At 70.8% G+C, this 16,482-nt stretch carries 15 protein-coding genes; 11 read left to right on the top strand and 4 right to left on the bottom strand.

The window, feature by feature from the left end; translation table 11 throughout:
- Nucleotides 1-2 precede the first annotated feature (2 nt).
- From sufU to HD596_RS52660, 6 genes are all read left to right on the top strand, one after another.
- On the top strand, nt 3-440 hold the full coding sequence (gene sufU, locus HD596_RS52685) for a Fe-S cluster assembly sulfur transfer protein SufU (RefSeq protein ID WP_185076964.1): 438 nt from the start codon (nt 3-5) through the stop codon (nt 438-440).
- Nucleotides 437-796 (top strand): metal-sulfur cluster assembly factor, encoded by a 360-nt coding sequence (locus HD596_RS52680; protein WP_185076963.1) that lies wholly within the window; start codon nt 437-439, stop codon nt 794-796. The genes sufU and HD596_RS52680 overlap by 4 nt, the downstream gene beginning before the upstream one ends.
- A gap of 306 nt (nt 797-1,102) precedes the next feature.
- On the top strand, nt 1,103-3,121 hold the full coding sequence (locus HD596_RS52675; protein WP_246555459.1) for a DEAD/DEAH box helicase: 2,019 nt from the start codon (nt 1,103-1,105) through the stop codon (nt 3,119-3,121).
- A gap of 119 nt (nt 3,122-3,240) precedes the next feature.
- Nucleotides 3,241-4,263 (top strand): LacI family DNA-binding transcriptional regulator, encoded by a 1,023-nt coding sequence (locus tag HD596_RS52670; RefSeq protein ID WP_185076962.1) that lies wholly within the window; start codon nt 3,241-3,243, stop codon nt 4,261-4,263.
- A gap of 73 nt (nt 4,264-4,336) precedes the next feature.
- Nucleotides 4,337-6,853, top strand: a complete 2,517-nt coding sequence (locus HD596_RS52665) for a glycoside hydrolase family 2 protein (protein WP_185076961.1) — start codon at nt 4,337-4,339, stop codon at nt 6,851-6,853.
- A complete protein-coding gene (locus tag HD596_RS52660) occupies nt 6,850-7,857 on the top strand; it encodes a glycoside hydrolase family 5 protein (RefSeq protein WP_221520016.1) in 1,008 nt (335 codons plus the stop codon). Before HD596_RS52665 ends, HD596_RS52660 begins: the two co-directional genes overlap by 4 nt.
- Here HD596_RS52660 and HD596_RS52655 read toward each other — a convergent pair.
- The 4 genes from HD596_RS52655 to HD596_RS52640 form a co-directional block, all read right to left on the bottom strand.
- Nucleotides 7,847-8,806, bottom strand: a complete 960-nt coding sequence (locus tag HD596_RS52655; RefSeq protein WP_185076960.1) for a carbohydrate ABC transporter permease — start codon at nt 8,804-8,806, stop codon at nt 7,847-7,849. The genes HD596_RS52660 and HD596_RS52655 overlap by 11 nt on opposite strands.
- Nucleotides 8,806-9,717: a carbohydrate ABC transporter permease gene (locus tag HD596_RS52650; protein WP_185076959.1), complete on the bottom strand. Its 912-nt coding sequence runs from the start codon at nt 9,715-9,717 to the stop codon at nt 8,806-8,808. The genes HD596_RS52655 and HD596_RS52650 overlap by 1 nt, the downstream gene beginning before the upstream one ends.
- Nucleotides 9,718-9,784: 67 nt before the next feature.
- Nucleotides 9,785-11,029: an extracellular solute-binding protein gene (locus HD596_RS52645; protein ID WP_185076958.1), complete on the bottom strand. Its 1,245-nt coding sequence runs from the start codon at nt 11,027-11,029 to the stop codon at nt 9,785-9,787.
- A gap of 207 nt (nt 11,030-11,236) precedes the next feature.
- Nucleotides 11,237-12,277, bottom strand: a complete 1,041-nt coding sequence (locus HD596_RS52640; protein ID WP_185076957.1) for a LacI family DNA-binding transcriptional regulator — start codon at nt 12,275-12,277, stop codon at nt 11,237-11,239.
- 151 nt (nt 12,278-12,428) lie between these two features.
- On the opposite strand from HD596_RS52640, the gene HD596_RS52635 reads away from it, so the two are divergent.
- The 5 genes from HD596_RS52635 (at nt 12,429) to HD596_RS52615 (ending at nt 16,391) form a co-directional block, all read left to right on the top strand.
- Nucleotides 12,429-13,391: an acetylxylan esterase gene (locus HD596_RS52635; protein ID WP_185076956.1), complete on the top strand. Its 963-nt coding sequence runs from the start codon at nt 12,429-12,431 to the stop codon at nt 13,389-13,391.
- Between the two features lie 114 nt (nt 13,392-13,505).
- Complete coding sequence (locus HD596_RS52630) at nt 13,506-13,769, top strand: phosphoribosyl-ATP diphosphatase (protein ID WP_185076955.1); 264 nt, start codon at nt 13,506-13,508, stop codon at nt 13,767-13,769.
- A gap of 64 nt (nt 13,770-13,833) precedes the next feature.
- Nucleotides 13,834-14,679, top strand: a complete 846-nt coding sequence (gene hisG, locus HD596_RS52625; RefSeq protein ID WP_185076954.1) for an ATP phosphoribosyltransferase — start codon at nt 13,834-13,836, stop codon at nt 14,677-14,679.
- A gap of 93 nt (nt 14,680-14,772) precedes the next feature.
- Complete coding sequence (locus tag HD596_RS52620) at nt 14,773-15,657, top strand: ABC transporter ATP-binding protein (protein WP_185076953.1); 885 nt, start codon at nt 14,773-14,775, stop codon at nt 15,655-15,657.
- On the top strand, nt 15,657-16,391 hold the full coding sequence (locus HD596_RS52615; RefSeq protein ID WP_185076952.1) for an ABC transporter permease: 735 nt from the start codon (nt 15,657-15,659) through the stop codon (nt 16,389-16,391). Before HD596_RS52620 ends, HD596_RS52615 begins: the two co-directional genes overlap by 1 nt.
- Nucleotides 16,392-16,482 lie beyond the last annotated feature (91 nt).

Genomic DNA, 16,482 nt, shown 5'->3' with positions numbered 1-16,482 from the left:
CCATGATCGGCGAGTCGATGTACCAGGAGCTGATCCTGGAGCACTACAAGCACCCGCAGGGGCGGGGGCTGCGTGAGCCGTACGACGCCGAGGTTCACCACGTGAACCCCACGTGCGGCGACGAGATCACGCTCAGGGTGAAGGTGGGCGACGGCGGCAAGGTCGTGGACGTCTCCTATGATGGTCAGGGCTGTTCGATCAGCCAGGCCGCCGCCTCGGTGCTGCACGAGCTCGCCACCGGCTCGACGGTCGAGGAGACGCTCTCCGTGGTCGACGAGTTCACCAGGCTCATGCAGGGCAGGGGACAGGTGGAGGCCGACGAAGAGGTGCTCGGCGACGCGGTCGCGTTCGCGGGCGTGGCCAAGTTCCCGGCGCGCGTCAAATGCGCGCTGCTGTCGTGGATGGCCTACAAGGATGCGGTAGTGAGGAGTGCCCGATGAGTAAGCCTGTGGAGACTCCGACCGATTTCGATGGCGAGACCACCGTCGAAGAGGTCATGGAGGCGCTCAAGGACGTCGTGGACCCCGAGCTCGGCATCAACGTGGTCGACCTGGGCCTCATCTATGGGCTCAACCTCGACCCCGCCGACGGCGCGCGGCCGGTGGCCACCATCGACATGACGCTGACCAGCGCGGCCTGCCCGCTGACCGACGTCATCGAGGACCAGGCGCACTCGGCGCTCGACGGCATGGTGTCCGACGTCAAGATCAACTGGGTCTGGCTGCCGCCGTGGGGTCCCGACAAGATCACCGATGAGGGGCGCGAGCAGCTCCGTATGCTAGGATTCAATGTCTGATCTTTTCTGCTGAAACGGCTGACGTTGACTCGTCAGCCGCTTCAGCGTGCCATTGAGGGTTTCGGAAGGTCCGGCCCGTCCGGGGAATTTTAGATAGCATCCCGGCGTTGGCACCAAACGCACCTGACGTCTCATCGCGCGTCTGGCATCGCCTGCGGCCGGTGCTGGTGTGTTCCCCCTCAAATGATTTGACCCGCCCCGACGGCGGGTGACCAGAACCCCTGTGCGGCGTGCGCCGCACGTCCCGGCTCGTCCTTTCGCAGAAGTGACGTGCCACTTCGACGGAAAGGCACGACTTTCGTGACCATGCTTGACGCTGTCATGCCCGCGTTCGACGAGACCGCCGGTGCGGCGGCCTCCGAATCGCCGGCCCCTTCCAGCCAGGCGGCCTCGGCCTCCGGTAGAGACGCCGACCCGAAGCCGTCCGAGTTCGAGCTGCTCGGCCTGCCCAAGCCGCTCATCAACGGGCTGGCCAAGCAGGGCATCGACAGCCCGTTCCCCATCCAGAGCGCGACCATTCCCGACGTGCTCGCCGGCAACGACGTGCTCGGCCGCGGCCAGACCGGCTCCGGCAAGACGCTCGCGTTCGGTCTGCCCACCATGGCCCGCATCGCGGGCGTGCGGCCGGTTCCCGGCCACCCCCGCGCGATGATCCTCGTGCCCACCCGCGAGCTCGCCCTCCAGGTGCACGACGCCCTGGAGCCGCTCGGCCGCGGCCTGGGCCTTCGCATGAAGGTCGTCGTGGGCGGCATGTCCATGGGCAAGCAGATCGAGGCGCTGCGGCGCGGCGTCGACGTCGTCATCGCCACGCCCGGCCGGCTCGGCGACCTCATCCGGCAGGGCGAGTGCTCGCTCGCCGACGTCGAGGTCAGCGTCCTGGACGAGGCCGACCACATGTGCGACCTCGGCTTCTTCCCCGTCGTCACCGACCTGCTCGCGCAGACGCCGACCGACGGGCAGCGGCTGCTGTTCTCCGCCACGCTCGACGGCGACGTCGACAAGCTGGTGCAGCGCTTCCTCAAGGACCCGATCACCCACTCCGTGGCCCCCGCGACCTCGCCGGTCGACACCATGGAGCACCACGTGATGCAGGTCACGCGCGACGAGAAGTTCGACGTCATCGCCGAGATCGCCAACCGTGAGGGCCGTACGATCATCTTCGTCCGCACCCAGCACGGCGTCGACCGGCTCTGCAAGCAGCTGGCCAGGGTCGGCGTCAAGGCGGGCGGCCTGCACGGCGGCAAGCGCCAGAACCAGCGCACCCGCATCCTCGCCGAGTTCCGCGAGGGCGCCATCAACGTCCTGGTCTGCACCGACGTCGCGGCGCGCGGCATCCACGTCGACAACATCAGCCTGGTGCTGCACGTGGACCCGCCCCAGGACCACAAGAGCTACCTGCACCGGGGCGGCCGCACCGCCCGCGCCGGTGAGAAGGGCACCGTGGTCACGCTGGTGCTGCCCAGCGAGCGCCGCTCCACCGACGCGCTCACCCGGCGGGCCGGCATCCACCCGTTCCGCCTGAAGGCCACGCCCGGCCACCCGCGGGTGGCCGAGGTGACCGGCGCCCGCCTGCCGAGCGGCGAGGCCATCCCGGTCTGGGAGCCGGACGTGCGCAAGCCCCTCCGCCCCCGCCGTGAGGGCGGCGGCGGCCAGGGCGAGCGCCGCAACGGCCGTCGCCCCCGCCGGGACTTCGACGGCGACCGCCGCCCCCGGCGTCACGAGGACGGCGAGCGTTCGTTCGGTTCGGGCGAGGACCGTCGTCCGCGTCGTCACGCGGACGGCGAGCGTTCCTTCAACTCCGGTGAGGACCGCCGCCCGCGCCGTCACGCGGACGGCGAGCGGCCCTTCAGCTCCGGCGAGGACCGTCGTTCCCGGCCGCACTCCGAGGGTGAGCGGCCGTTCGGGCGCTCGCAGGAGCCGCGGACCTTCGGGGACGACCGGCGCCGTGACGGCGGGCCGCGCGGCGGCTACCGCTCGGACGACCGGCCGTTCCGCCAGGACGACCGCGGCCAGCAGCGCGGTGGCGGTGGCTACCGTTCGGAGGACCGTGGCGGACGCTACGGCGCCGACCGCAGCCGCCCGTTCTCGGCGGCCGACCGCGAGCGCGGCGGCTACCGCTCCGACGAGCGCGGACCGCGCGACGGCTACCGCTCCGGCGGCGGCCGCTCGGACGAGCGCGGACCGCGTGACGGCTACCGCTCCGGCGGCGGCCGCTCGGACGAGCGCGGACCGCGTGACGGCTACCGCTCCGGCGGCGGCCGCTCGGACGAGCGCGGCAACGGCGGCGGCTACCGCCGCAACTCGGGCAGCCGCTTCGAGCGCTGACCCGCCGCTCCATCTCCCATCCGCCCGCCGGACCCCGCAAGGGGTACGGCGGGCGGTGTCATTTACCGTAGAGTCGCGCTTGGCGACATATATGAACCGGTAAATCCAAGGGACGGCGGATGAAGCGACCCACGATCGACGACATCGCGCGCAGGGCCGGCGTCTCGAAAGGGGCCGTGTCGTTCGCCCTGAACGGCCGTCCCGGTGTCTCCAGCGAGACGCGCCGCCGCATCCAGGCCATCGCCGCCGAGCTGGGCTGGCAGCCCAACAGCCTGGCGCGGGCCCTGTTCGACGGCAGGCCCGACGTGCTGGGCCTGGTCGTGGACCGTCCCGCGCGCACGCTGGGGCTGGAGCCGTTCTTCATGCAGCTGATCTCCGGCATCGAGGCCACGCTGTCGGCCGCGTCCGTGGGGTTGCTGCTGCAGATGACCGAGGACCACGAGGCCGAGATCTCGATCTACCGCAAATGGTGGGCGCAGCACCGGGTGGCCGGGGTGTTCGTCGTGGACCTGCGGGTCGAGGACGCCAGGATCGCCGTGCTGGAGGAGCTGCGGCTGCCCGCCGTGGTCATCGGCGGCCCCGGCGGGACCGGGCGGCTGCCCGCCGTGTGGATCGACGACGGCGGCGCGCTCGCCGCCGTGATCGAGCACCTGGCCGGGCTGGGGCACCGCAGGATCGCCAGGGTCGCGGGCCCCGAGGAGCTGATGCACACCGGCGTCAGGACCGCCGCCATGCGGGCCGCCGCCGCCCGGCTGGGCGTCGAGAGCGTCACCGTGTACGCCGACTACAGCGGCGAGAGCGGCGAGCGCGCCACGCTCGACCTCCTGCGCGGGCCGGACCGGCCCACGGCCATCGTCTACGACAACGACGTGATGGCCGTCGCGGGCACCGCCGCCGCCCGCGAGGCCGGGATCCCGGTGCCCGGCGAGCTGTCCGTCGTGGCCTGGGACGACTCCGCGCTGTGCCTGCTGGCCCGGCCTCACCTGACGGCGGTCAGCAGGGACATCGCCGCCTGCGGCGCCCACGCCGCCCGCGCCCTGCTCGAGCTGGTCCGGGGCCGCGAGGTGGCCGACGCGCGCCAGGCCGATCCGCACATGGTCAGCAGAGACAGCACCGCCCCCCTCCATGAACCCGTTCAGTGATTGCCCGAAACATTGAAACTAAACGGGTTTAGTGATGCGATGACAATTCCCGCTGCTCGAGCCCGGAGGGTTGATGAGCCCGTTCCGCCCCCTTCATGATGCCTGGACCGTCCGCTCCGCGAGCGGCGACGTGCGGGCCCCGGCCACCGTCCCCGGTTGCGTGCACACCGATCTGCTCGCCGCGGGGCTGATCCCCGATCCCTACCTCGACGACAACGAGACCCATCTGGCCTGGATCGGGCGCACCGAGTGGCGTTACGAGACGGAGTTCTCGTGGGACGGCACCGGGCACGAGCACGTCGACCTCGTGTGCCAGGGGCTCGACACCGTGGCGGCCGTCGAGCTCAACGGCGTGCGGGTGGGCGAGTCCGCGAACATGCACCGCTCGTACCGGTTCGACGTCCGCCACGCGCTGCGGACCGGGAGCAACCGGCTGGCGGTCACGTTCGGGTCGGCGCTCGAATACGCCGAGCGGCTGCGGGAGGAGCTCGGCCACCGGCCGGGCGCCTACACCCAGCCCTACAACTTCATCAGGAAGATGGCCTGCAACTTCGGCTGGGACTGGGGCCCAACGCTGATCACGGCGGGCATCTGGCGGCCGATCGGGCTGCACGAGTGGAGCGGGGCCAGGATCGCCGAGGTCCGGCCGCTGGTGACCGTCGAGGACGGGACGGCCAGGGTGGACGTCCACGTCCGGGTGGAGAAGACGGGCGCCGCCGAGGTGAGCGCGACGATCGAAGGGGTGACGGCCCGCGCCGTGATCCCCGAGGACGGCGAGGAGGCCGTGCTCACGCTGGAGGTGCCCGACCCGCGGCTGTGGTGGCCGCGAGGGTACGGCGAGCAGCCGCTCTACGAGCTCGAGGTGACGGCCGGTGAGGACGTGTGGCGCCGCGAGATCGGGCTGCGGGAGGTGCGCCTGCGTACCGAGGACGGCGCGTTCACCCTGGCCGTCAACGGGGTCGAGGTGTTCGTCAGAGGGGTGAACTGGATCCCCGACGACTGCTTCCCCACCAGGGTGGGCCGCGACCGTTACGCCGCCCGGCTCGCCCAGGCCTGCGAGACGAACGTCAACCTCGTCCGCGTGTGGGGCGGCGGCCTGTACGAGAGCGAGGACTTCTACGACCTGTGCGACCGGCTCGGGCTGATGGTCTGGCAGGACTTCCCGTTCGCCTGCGCCGCCTACCCCGAGGAGGACCCGATCGGGGCCGAGGTGGAGGCGGAGGCGCGCGAGCAGGTCGCCAGGCTGAGCGCGCACCCGAGCCTGGTCCTGTGGTGCGGCAACAACGAGAACATCGAGGGCTACGCCGACTGGGGCTGGCAGGAGCCGCTCCAGGGGCGCAGCTGGGGAGGCGGCTTCTACCTGGAGACGCTGCCGCGCGTGGTGGCCGAGCTGGACCCGACGCGCCCGTACTGGCCGGGCAGCCCCTACTCGGGCTCCATGGACCTGCCGCCCAACGACCCGGCCCGCGGCACCATGCACATCTGGGACGTGTGGAACGAGCGCGACTACACCGTCTACCGCGACTACCGGCCCCGCATGGCCGCCGAGTTCGGCTTCCAGGGGCCCGCCGCGTACGCCACGATCCGCCGGGCGATCAGCGACGAGCCGCTGCTGCCCGACTCCCGGGGCCTGCTGCACCACCAGAAGGCCGTCGACGGCAACCTCAAGCTGGCCGCCGGGCTCAAGCCGCACTTCCCGGTCCCCGGCACCTTCGACGACTGGCACTACCTCACCCAGGTCAACCAGGCGCGCGCCATCCAGCTCGGGGTGGAGCACTTCAGGGCCCTGTGGCCGCACTGCGCGGGCAGCGTGGTGTGGCAGCTCAACGACTGCTGGCCGGTCACGTCATGGTCGGCCGTGGACGGGGACGGGCGCAGGAAGCCGCTGTTCCACGCGCTGCGCAGGGCGTACGCCGACCGGCTGCTGACCGTGCAGCCGCGCGACGGCGGGCTGGCGCTGGTGGCCGTCAACGACACCGCGCGGCCGTGGCGCGCGTCGGCGCGGGCCGTACGGCACGGCTTCGACGGCACCGCGCTCGCGGCGCAGGACCTCGCGCTGGACGTGCCGCCCCGGGCGGTCCTCACCCTCCCGCTGGCCGCGCCCGTCACCGAGCCGGGCGACCCGGCGAGCGAGCTGATCGCCGCCGCGATCACCGGGCCGAGTGGTGGGGATCCGGCGGTGGCGCGGGCGCTGTGGTTCTTCGCGCCCGACCGGGACCTGCGCCTGCCCGAGCCGCGCTACGACACCGCCGCCGAGGCCGCCCCCGGCGGGCTCCGGCTGACGGTCACCGCGCGCACGCTCCTGCGCGACCTGGCCGTCTTCCCCGACCGCCTGGACCCCGAAGCCGAGGTCGGCGACCAGCTCGTGACGCTGCTGCCGGGCGAGCGGGCCGAGTTCCTGATCGACACGGCGGGCCTGGACGAGGAGGCCCTGGTCCGCGTACCGGTGCTGCGGTGTGTCAACGACGTGGTGGCGCGAGGGAGCGCCGCCGCCTGGACTGAGGAGCGGCGGGAGCGGAGCGACCAGAGCGACGAGGGAAGGCGGCGGCTCCAGAGCGACCGAGCCGCCTCCACGGAGTGGAGGCAATGAGCACAGCGGTGAGGCGGTATGGGTTCAACCTGCAGTGGATGTTCTGGAAGGATCCCGGGGCGAAGCCGGCGCCCGTCGATGAGCGGGTGCTGGACGCGATCGCCGCGTGGGGTTTCGACTTCGTCCGCATGCCGTGCGACTACCGCTTCTGGACCGACGGGCTCGACTACGCCCACCCCGACGAGCGCGTGCTCGAGGTGCTGGACACCTACCTCGACGCCTGCCGCGAGCGCGGCCTGCACCTCTCGCTCAACCTCCACCGCGCCCCCGGCTACGTGATCACCGGCTGGGAGAGCGAGCACCACAACCTCTGGGCCGACCGCGAGGCGCAGGATGGCTTCGCCGCCATCTGGACCGCTTTCGCCCGCCGCTACCGGGGCGTGCCCGGCGACGAGCTCTCGTTCGACCTCGTCAACGAGCCGCCCTCCGTGGGGGAGCGGGGGTTCACCAGGGCGGCGCACGAGACGGTGATCCGCCGCGTGGTGGCGGAGCTCCGGCGCGCCGACCCGGACCGGCCGATCGTGATCGACGGGCTGGGCGGCGGCCACCTGGCCATGCCGGAGCTGGCCGACCTCGGAGTGGTCCACAGCACCCGCGGCTACGCGCCGATGAGCGTCAGCCACTACCGGGCCGAGTGGTGGCCCGGCTCACAGGGCCTGCCCGAGCCCGCCTACCCCGGCGACTACCAGGGACAGCACTGGGACCGGGCCGCGCTGCGCGACTTCTACGCCCCGTGGCGCGAGGTGGCGGCGCAGGGCGTGCCCGTCCACGTGGGCGAGTTCGGCTGCTACGACCGCACGCCGAACGACGTCGCGCTGCGCTGGCTGTCCGACGTGCTCGGCGTGTTCGCCTCGTTCGGCTGGGGATACGCGTTGTGGGAGTTCCAGGGGCCGTTCGGGGTGATCGGGCACCGGCGGCCCGGTGCGCGCTTCGAGCAGCTCGACGGGTTCCCGGTGGACCGGGACCTCCTGGAGCTGCTCCAGGCGCACCGGGTCAGCCCTTGAGGCCGCTGAGGGCGATGCCGCGGGTGAAGTACTTCTGGAAGATCACGAAGAAGACGATCGTCGGGACCGACGCCAGCAGCCCGCCCGCCATGATCGCGCCTTGGTGATCCGGCCCCACGTAGTAGGAGTTGAGCCTGGCCAGCGCGACGGGAATGTTCGCCATCTCGTCGCTCTGGACGATGATGAGCGGCCAGAGGAAGTTGTTCCACTCCGCGAGCACGATGAAGATCGACATCGCCGCGAGCGCCGGCCGCAGCAGCGGCAGCACGATCTTCCACCAGATCCGCCACTCCCCGGCGCCGTCCACCCTGGCGGCCTGGATCAGCTCGTTCGGCAGCGACTGCAGGAACTGCACCAGGAAGAACAGCACGAACGCCTTGGCCAGCGCCGGGACGATGTAGGCGGCGTAGCTGTCCAGCCAGCCCAGGTTCCGCATGATCACGTAGTTGGGGATGAGCGTCGTCTGCCAGGGCACCATCATCGAGGCGATGATCAGCAGGAAGATCGTCCGGCGGCCCTTGATGTCGTGCTTGGAGATCACGTACGCGGCCAGCGAGCAGATCAGCAGCGACCCGACGGTGATGGCGGTGGTGATGACCAGGCTGTTGAGCATGAACCGCCAGAACCCCAGATCCACCTGGTAGCGCTGGAAGATGCCCGCCAGGTGGCCGGGGTTGATCCCCTTGGGGGTCCACTCCGTGTCGTAGAAGTTGGCGACCGTCGGGGCCTGCGGCACGAACGACGGAGGCGTCCTGGCCAGCTCCCTCGGCGGCTTGAACACCGTGATGAGCAGCCAGTAGAACGGCGCGATCATCGTCAGCGCCAGCAGGTAGAACGGCAGGCGCAGCAGGTGCCCGTTGATCTTCGCGCGCCGGTTGCCGCCCGCCGGGGCCGCGTGCCGGGACGGCTGCGGCGCGGGGGCGATCGTGTCCATCGGGGCGACGGCCATCACAGCTCCTTCATGGCGCGGCCCACGCGCAGATTGACGAGGCTCAGCACGAAGATGATCAGGAAGAGCACCCAGGCGATCGCCGAGGCGTAGCCCAGCCTGAAGTGGGTGAACCCCTGGTCGTAGAGGTAGGGGACGATCATCAGGCCCGAGTCGAGCACGCCGCCGATGGTGTTGGCGCCCGTCGAGAAGACGATGTAGACGGCCTCGAACACCTGGAAGGCGCCGATCAGGCCGGTCACCACCACGTACGTGGTGACGGGACGCAGCAGCGGCAGCGTGATGTGGCGGAAGCGACGCCAGGCCGAGGCGCCGTCGATCTTGGCCGCCTCGTAGTACTCCTCGGGGATCGAGCCGAGGCCGGCCACGTACAGCACCATGCCGTAGCCCATGCCGCCCCACACCGACATCACCACCAGGATGGGGATCGTCAGCCCCGGCGTGGCCAGCCAGGCGACGGCCTTGCCGCCGAACCAGCTCACGATGGTGTTGGCCAGGCCCACGTCGCTGGGGTAGAGGACCCACTTCCACATCAGCATGAGCGCGATGGAGGAGGTCACCGACGGCAGGAAGAACACCGTGCGCATGATCCGGTGCAGCCAGCCGGTGCCGTTGAAGGCCAGGGCGAGGCCCAGCGACAGCAGCGTGCCGAGCACGACCGACGCCACCACGTACAGGGCCGTGTTGCCCAGCGCGTGGCGGAACCTGGCGTCCGAGGCCAGCTGCTGGAAGTTGTCCAGGCCGGTGAACGCGGCGGGGTTGATCCCGTCGAACTTCGTGAAGCTCAGATAGAGCGAGTTGGCCAGCGGCCAGATCAGAAAGCCCGCGAACAGCGCGAGGAAGGGCAGCAGCATCGCGTACGAGGTGCCGTAGCGGCGCAGCCTGCTGCGCAGGGGGATGGGGGAGGCCATGTCAGACTCCTGGGGTCGGACTCCTGGGTCGGGGGCCGGGACCGGCCGCGCCGGCCCCGGCGAGCGGCTAACCGGCGTTGCGCTCCATGACCTTGGCGGCCTCCGCGAGCGCGGTCCTGGCATCTGACTTGCCCAGGATGACCGACTGGAGCTGCTTGGTCACGTCCGGCGCGCTCTCGTCCCAGCCCGGGCAGCCCGGCGCCGCCTTGCCCGTCTTGAGCGACGCCTCGAACACCTGAGCCTGCTCGGGCGTGAACACCGAGCCGTTCACGATCTTGTCGGCCCGCGGCGAGATGTAGGAGATGTTCCGCTTCCTGGCCTCGTCCGAGATCGCGGTGATGGCCTCGTCGCTGTACATGAACTTGACGAAGTCCGCGCCCGTCTCGACGTACTTGCTGAAGGAGGTCACGCCGATCGCCCGGCCGCCGATGAAGGCGGTCGGCCCGGCGGGCCCCGCGGGGATCGTGGACATCGCCCACTTGCCCTTCAGCTTCGGCTTGTTGACATCGATGCCCTTGGCGATCCAGTTGCCCGCCACCACCATCGCGGTGCCGGTGTCCAGCGCGTCGGAGCCCTCCACGGTGGCGGTCGGCGCGCCGTGCTTCTTGTACAGGTCGGCCCAGTACGTCAGCGCCTGCTCGGCCTGCGGCGTGTTGAGCGAGGGCTTGCAGTCGGCGGTGTAGAACGAGCCGCCCGCCTGGTAGAGGTAGTTGAAGTAGCCGATCCAGTCCAGGTTGCCCCAGTCCTGGCTGTAGGGCTTCTTCACGCCGGCCGCCTTGAGCTTGTCGATGGCCGCGGTCAGCTCCTCCCAGGTCTTGGGCGGCTCGACCTTGGCCTTCTCCAGCAGGTCGGTGCGGTAGTAGAGGGCGAGGGTGGACATGTCCAGCGGCACGCCGTACACCGAGCCGTCGGGGGAGATGGCCGACTCCCACTGGGCGGGCAGCGCCTGCGCCTTGAGCGAGTCGGCGCCGTACTTGCGCAGGTCCACCATGGCGCCCCTGGTGCCGAACTGGATGGTCCAGGTCATGCCGCCGGAGATGATGTCGGGCCCGTTGCGACTGGTGGCCGCCGCCAGCAACTTGGCGTACGCGTCGCTCCACGACAGGGTCTGCACCTTGACCGTCACGTTCGGATGCTTCTGGTGGTAGAGGTCGGCCGCCTTCTGGAAGGTCGCGGTCTCGTCATCGCCGCCCGTGGACCAGAAGGACAGGGTCGCGGGGGCGTTCTGGTCTGCCTGCTTGGTCTCCGTCTGGCCACTCGTGGCGCAGGCCGCGCTCAGGACCGTCAGCAGGACCGCGCTGCACGCTGCCATCGTTCGTCGCATGGGGCTGTCCGATCTATCGGTCGGATGGGCGCCCGGGACTCCCCTGCGAAGGGGCGTGCGGATGTGCGAGGGCATCCCCACGACTGGCGCCCAAATTCAATGGTGTAGGGATCTCACCACTTAAACGGGTAAGTTACAATAGCCAGCCTTGGAGATTGCTGAAATGTTTCCCCTTATGGAGCCGCTGACCTGTGGCTACATCGCCCGTGAAACGGTTCGGTCACGGCCCGCCGGGGCGGTGCTGCCGCGCGGCAGCAGGCGCGCGGGCGGCCCCTCCAGGCTCCCCGTCTCCCCGCTGCTGATCAGCCGGAGCAGGGTCTGGGCGGCGTGCGCGCCGCAGGCCGGGATGTCCCGCGTCACCGCGGTCAGCGACGGCCGCACCACCTGGGACAGCGGCGAGTCGTCCCAGCCCACGATCGACAGCTCGGCGGGGACGTCCAGGCGCATCTCCTGCGCGACCGACAGCCCGGCCACCGCCATGATGTCGTTGTCGTAGACGATCGCGGTGGGCCTGGCCCGGGAGCTGAGCAGTCGCCTGGTCGCGCGGGCGCCCTGCTCGCCCGTGTAGTCGGTGTGGACGACCGGATGCTCGCGCACGCCCGACTCGGCGCAGAGCTCCGCGAACGCCTCGTCCCGCAGCCTGGTGTGCAGCAGCGCCGGCAGCCCGGCCACCCTGGCGATGTGCCGGTGGCCGAGGGCCGCGAGATACTCGATCACCTCGCGCAGCACGGCCACCTCGTCCGACCACACCGCGGGCAGCGAGCCGGTCCCCGACGGGTGCCCGGTCACCACCGCCGGCATGCCCAGCCGCTCGACCACCGGCACCCGGGGATCGTCGGTGTGCAGGTCGACCAGGATCGCGCCGTCCACCCGCCCCTCGCCCCACCAGCGCCGGTAGACCGCGATCTCGGCCTCGTGATCGGCCACCACCTGCAGCATCAGCGCGCACGAGCTGGCCGCCAGCTCGCCCTCGATGCCGCTGATCAGCTCCATGAAGAACGGCTCCACGCCGAGGAAGCGCGCCGGGCGGCACAGGACCAGGCCGATGGCGTCGGCTTTGGCGCCGCTGAGCGAGCGCGCGGCCAGGTTGGGCCGCCAGCCGATCTCCTGGGCGATCGCCTGGATGCGCGCCCTGGTCTCCGCGGAGACACCGGGCTGGCCGTTCAGCGCGTAGGAGACGGCTCCCTTGGACACGCCGGCCCGCCTGGCGATGTCGGCGATCGTTGGCCTCTTCACCCCGTGCTCCTCCCTGAAACTTTCACTGAACCGTATCAGCGACAACCGCTGCTCTCCTGGCGCTGAACGCTCGCCGTCCCGCCACCGGGTGATCGCGCCGGCGCGATCACCGTTACGGTGAGGGCACCCCCTATGTCCTCCGGGAGTGCCGATGTTCGTAGACATGCCACTCGCCCAACTACGCGAGTATCTCCCCGAACGCTCCGAGCCCGCCGACTTCGACGCCTTCTGGGAGCGCACGCTCGCCGAGACCCGCACCCACGACCTCGCCCCCGAGTTCACCCCCGTGGCCTCCCCGCTGACCACCGCCGAGGTGTTCGACGTCACCTTCGCCGGGTTCGGCGGCCACCCGATCAAGGGCTGGCTGCTCCTCCCGCGCCAGGCCGCCGGGCCGGTGCCGTGCGTGGTCGAGTACCAGGGCTACGGTGGCGGACGCGGGCTGCCGATCGACTGGCTGCTCTGGCCCAGCCTCGGCTACGCCGTCCTCGCCATGGACAGCCGGGGCCAGGGAGCCGGCGGATGGCGGCGCGGCGACACCGCCGACCCCTATCCCGGCTCCGGCCCCACCACGCCCGGCGTCATGACCAGCGGCATCCACGACCCCGACGCCTACTACTACCGGCGGCTCTACACCGACGCGGTGCGCGCGGTCGAGGCCGCCAGGGCGCACCCTCAGGTGGGCGCGGTCGCGGTCGGCGGCGCCAGCCAGGGCGGGGCGATCGCGCTGGCGGTCTCGGCGCTGGTGCCCGGCCTCGCCTGCGCCTTCCTGGACGTGCCGTTCATGTGCCACATCAGGCACGCCACGGAGATCACCGGCGAGTACCCGTACGCGGAGATCGCCGCCTACTGCCGGGCGTTCAAGGAGAAGGTCGAGCCCGTCTTCCAGACCCTGGCCTACTTCGACGGCGTCAACTTCGCCGCCCGCGCCGCCACGCCCGCGCTCTTCTCGGTCGGGCTGCAGGACGGGATCACGCCGCCGTCCACGGTGTTCGCCGCCTACAACCACTACGCCGGGGAGAAGGACATCAAGGTCTACCCGTACAACGGCCATGAGGGCGGCGAGTCCGCGCACGCCATGGAGCGGATCGCGAAAGCCGGGAAGGCGCTCGGCTGAAACGCCCCCCGTGGCCCTTTGATGAGGCCGTCTCGCGTGGCGGACGCGGGGCGGCGTCACCCTCTCGCGCAGACTAGGCTTGACAAGCACGTCAGCCGACCGACGAGAGAGACCATGAAGACCTTCGAAGAGCTGTTCGCCGAGCTGTCCGAGAAGGCCAGGACCCGCCCCGAGGGCTCGGGCACCGTGGCCGCCCTCGACGCCGGCGTCCATGCCATCGGCAAGAAGGTCGTCGAGGAGGCCGCCGAGAGCTGGATGGCCGCCGAGCACGAGTCAGCCGACAGGGCCGCCGAGGAGATCTCCCAGCTCCTCTACCACGTGCAGGTGCTCATGATCGCCAAGGGCATCGGCCTCGACCAGGTCTACAAGCATCTCTAGGGCGCCCGGCGCCCGCCACCAAGCCCCTGGAGAAGCAACAGCGAGACAGATCGAGGACCCGAACATGCTGCGTCTGGCAGTACCCAACAAGGGCTCGCTCAGCGAGGCGGCCCAGAACATGCTCAAGGAAGCCGGCTACCGCTCCCGCAGGGACAGCAAGGAGCTCGTCGTCGTCGACGAGGCCAACGACTGCGAGCTGTTCTTCCTGCGACCCCGCGACATCGCCGTCTACGTCGGCGAAGGCACGCTCGACGTCGGCATCACCGGCCGTGACATGCTCGTCGACTCCGGCGCGCCGGTCGAGGAGATCATGCCGCTCGGCTTCGGCGGCTCCACCTTCCGCCTGGCCGCCACGGCCGGCACGATGACCTCCGCCGCGGACCTCAACGGCCGCCGCATCGCCACCTCCTACGCCGGCCTGCTCGACAAATACCTCTCCGACCAGGGCATCGACGCCCGCGTGATCAAGCTCGACGGCGCCGTCGAGACCGCCATCCGGCTCGGCGTGGCCGACGCGGTGGCCGACGTCGTCGAAACCGGCACCACGCTGCGCAACGTCGGCCTGGAGGTCTTCGGCGAGCCGATCATGCGCTCGGAGGCGGTGCTGATCAAGCAGCAGAGCTCGCCCGACACGCCCGCCGTCGAGCAGCTCGTCCGCCGTTTCCAGGGCGTCGTGCACGCCCGCGACTTCGTGATGATGGACTACGACATCCGGGCCGAGCGCATCGAGGACGCCATCGCCCTCACGCCCGGCATGGAAGGCCCCACGGTCTCCCCGCTGCACCGCGAGGGCTGGGTGGCCGTGCGCGTCATGGTCCGCCGCCAGGGCCACCAGCGGGTGATGGACCAGCTCTGGGACATCGGCGCGCGGGCGATCCTGGTCACCGACATCTACGCCTGCCGCGTGTGACGTCCGGCCCCGGCGTTGGCCTGACAAATGTCACGGCCAACGCCGGAGGTAACGCACTAACCGCCCGGAAGGCGCGGCCATAGCGTTCTTCTCATGAACGCCATCGTGTTCGACCACGTCAGCAAGCACTACGGGGACGTGCTCGCCGTCGACGACCTCTCCCTGGCCATCGAGCCCGGGAAGACCGTGGCCCTGCTCGGCCCCAACGGCGCCGGCAAGTCCACCTCCATCAACCTCCTGCTCGGCCTGCTCAAGCCCACCGCGGGCACCGTCGCCGTGCACGGCCGCACCCCCGACGAGGCCGTCAGGGCCGGACAGATGGGCGCCATGCTCCAGAACGGCGCGCTCATCCCCGAGCTGTCCGTCAAAGAGCTCATCGACCTGGTACGCCGCCTCTACCCCAACCCCCTCGCCCTGGACGAGATCCTCAAGCTGGCCGACCTCACCGACCTCGCGGGCCGGCGGGCGAACAAGCTGTCCGGCGGCCAGTCGCAGCGCGTCAGGTTCGCCCTGGCCATCGCGGGGGCGCCCAGGATCCTGCTGCTCGACGAGCCGACCGCGGCCATGGACGTGGAATCGAGACTGCGCTTCTGGGCCAGCATGCACGACTACGCCTCTGGCGGCAGGACCGTGCTGTTCGCCACCCACTACCTGGAGGAGGCCGACGAGCACTCCGACCGGGTGATCGTCATCGCCAGGGGCCGGCTGGCCGCCGACGGCACCGCCGCCGAGATCAAGGCCGGGGCCGGCGGCCACACCGTCAGCTTCGCCCTCGGCGACCAGCCCGCGGCCGGGCTCGACCGGCTGCCCGGGGTGACCGCCGTGGAGGTCGCCGCCGGCGTCGCCACCCTGCACACCTCCGACACCGACGCCACCCTCGCCGCGCTCTACCGGGGCACCAGCCTCGACGTGCGCGAGCTGAAGCTCTCCAGCGCCGACCTCGAAGCCGCCTTCCTCGCCCTCACCAGGGAGTCCTGATGCTCTACTACGCCAAGACCGAGGCCCTGAGGATGCTGCGCAACCGGCGCTACATGATCTTCGTGGTCGCCTTCCCCGTCCTGCTCTACCTCGTCAACGCCAACATCTACGGCAACCAGACCGACGCGGGCGGCGTGAAGTACAGCGTCATCCTGATGGTGTCGATGGCCGCCTACGGGGCGCTGGCCTCGTCCATGATGAGCTCGGCCGTGCCGTGGGCCACCGAGCGGCAGTCCGGCTGGCTGCGCCAGCTCCAGATCACCCCGCTGCCGAGCTGGGCGATCATCGTGACCAAGCTCGGCGCCACCATGGTGCTCGTGCTGCCCTCGCTGGTGCTGGTGAGCCTGGCCGCCGTGGTGCAGCAGCACGTGTCGCTGTCGCTCGGCACCTGGGCGGAGCTGCTGCTCGCGCTCTGGCTCGGCGTGCTGCCGTTCGTCGCGCTGGGCCTGGCCATCGGTTCCGTGCTCTCGGCCGACGCCGCCCAGCCGGCCGCGATGATCTGCATGTTCGCGCTGGCGATCGCCGGCGGGCTGTGGTTCCCGCCCGAGGTGTTCGGCGACGCCATGCGTACGGTCGCGGACGTCACCCCGTCGTTCCACTACGCCAGGCTGGGCCAGAGCCTCGTCGCCGGTCACGGCCTGCCCATGACGGACGTGCTGGTCATCGCCGGATGGGCGGTCGCGCTGGGGGGCGCGGCCGCCTACCTTTACCATCGGGCTACCGTACGGTCTTGACATCCTCCCCACGGCCGAAGCTGGGGGATCCCGGCCCTCGCGGGTCGGATCTTCCTGCTTCACCGCCGACCGCCCGTCGGAAAGAGCGACT

This window comes from Nonomuraea jabiensis (assembly GCF_014204795.1).
Lineage (GTDB): Bacteria > Actinomycetota > Actinomycetes > Streptosporangiales > Streptosporangiaceae > Nonomuraea > Nonomuraea jabiensis.
Note: the sequence above shows the minus strand (reverse complement) of the source record. Positions and strands in the feature narration are given on the sequence as shown.

What these genes read in the sequence shown, in the direction of transcription:
- sufU (WP_185076964.1), top strand. Translation starts at nt 3, where the DNA reads ATGATCGGCGAGTCGATGTACCAGGAGCTGATCCTGGAGCACTACAAG.
- HD596_RS52680 (WP_185076963.1), top strand. Translation starts at nt 437, where the DNA reads ATGAGTAAGCCTGTGGAGACTCCGACCGATTTCGATGGCGAGACCACC.
- HD596_RS52675 (WP_246555459.1), top strand. Translation starts at nt 1,103, where the DNA reads ATGCTTGACGCTGTCATGCCCGCGTTCGACGAGACCGCCGGTGCGGCG.
- HD596_RS52670 (WP_185076962.1), top strand. Translation starts at nt 3,241, where the DNA reads ATGAAGCGACCCACGATCGACGACATCGCGCGCAGGGCCGGCGTCTCG.
- HD596_RS52665 (WP_185076961.1), top strand. Translation starts at nt 4,337, where the DNA reads ATGAGCCCGTTCCGCCCCCTTCATGATGCCTGGACCGTCCGCTCCGCG.
- HD596_RS52660 (WP_221520016.1), top strand. Translation starts at nt 6,850, where the DNA reads ATGAGCACAGCGGTGAGGCGGTATGGGTTCAACCTGCAGTGGATGTTC.
- HD596_RS52655 (WP_185076960.1), bottom strand. Translation starts at nt 8,806, where the DNA reads ATGGCCGTCGCCCCGATGGACACGATCGCCCCCGCGCCGCAGCCGTCC.
- HD596_RS52650 (WP_185076959.1), bottom strand. Translation starts at nt 9,717, where the DNA reads ATGGCCTCCCCCATCCCCCTGCGCAGCAGGCTGCGCCGCTACGGCACC.
- HD596_RS52645 (WP_185076958.1), bottom strand. Translation starts at nt 11,029, where the DNA reads ATGGCAGCGTGCAGCGCGGTCCTGCTGACGGTCCTGAGCGCGGCCTGC.
- HD596_RS52635 (WP_185076956.1), top strand. Translation starts at nt 12,429, where the DNA reads ATGTTCGTAGACATGCCACTCGCCCAACTACGCGAGTATCTCCCCGAA.
- HD596_RS52630 (WP_185076955.1), top strand. Translation starts at nt 13,506, where the DNA reads ATGAAGACCTTCGAAGAGCTGTTCGCCGAGCTGTCCGAGAAGGCCAGG.
- hisG (WP_185076954.1), top strand. Translation starts at nt 13,834, where the DNA reads ATGCTGCGTCTGGCAGTACCCAACAAGGGCTCGCTCAGCGAGGCGGCC.
- HD596_RS52620 (WP_185076953.1), top strand. Translation starts at nt 14,773, where the DNA reads ATGAACGCCATCGTGTTCGACCACGTCAGCAAGCACTACGGGGACGTG.
- HD596_RS52615 (WP_185076952.1), top strand. Translation starts at nt 15,657, where the DNA reads ATGCTCTACTACGCCAAGACCGAGGCCCTGAGGATGCTGCGCAACCGG.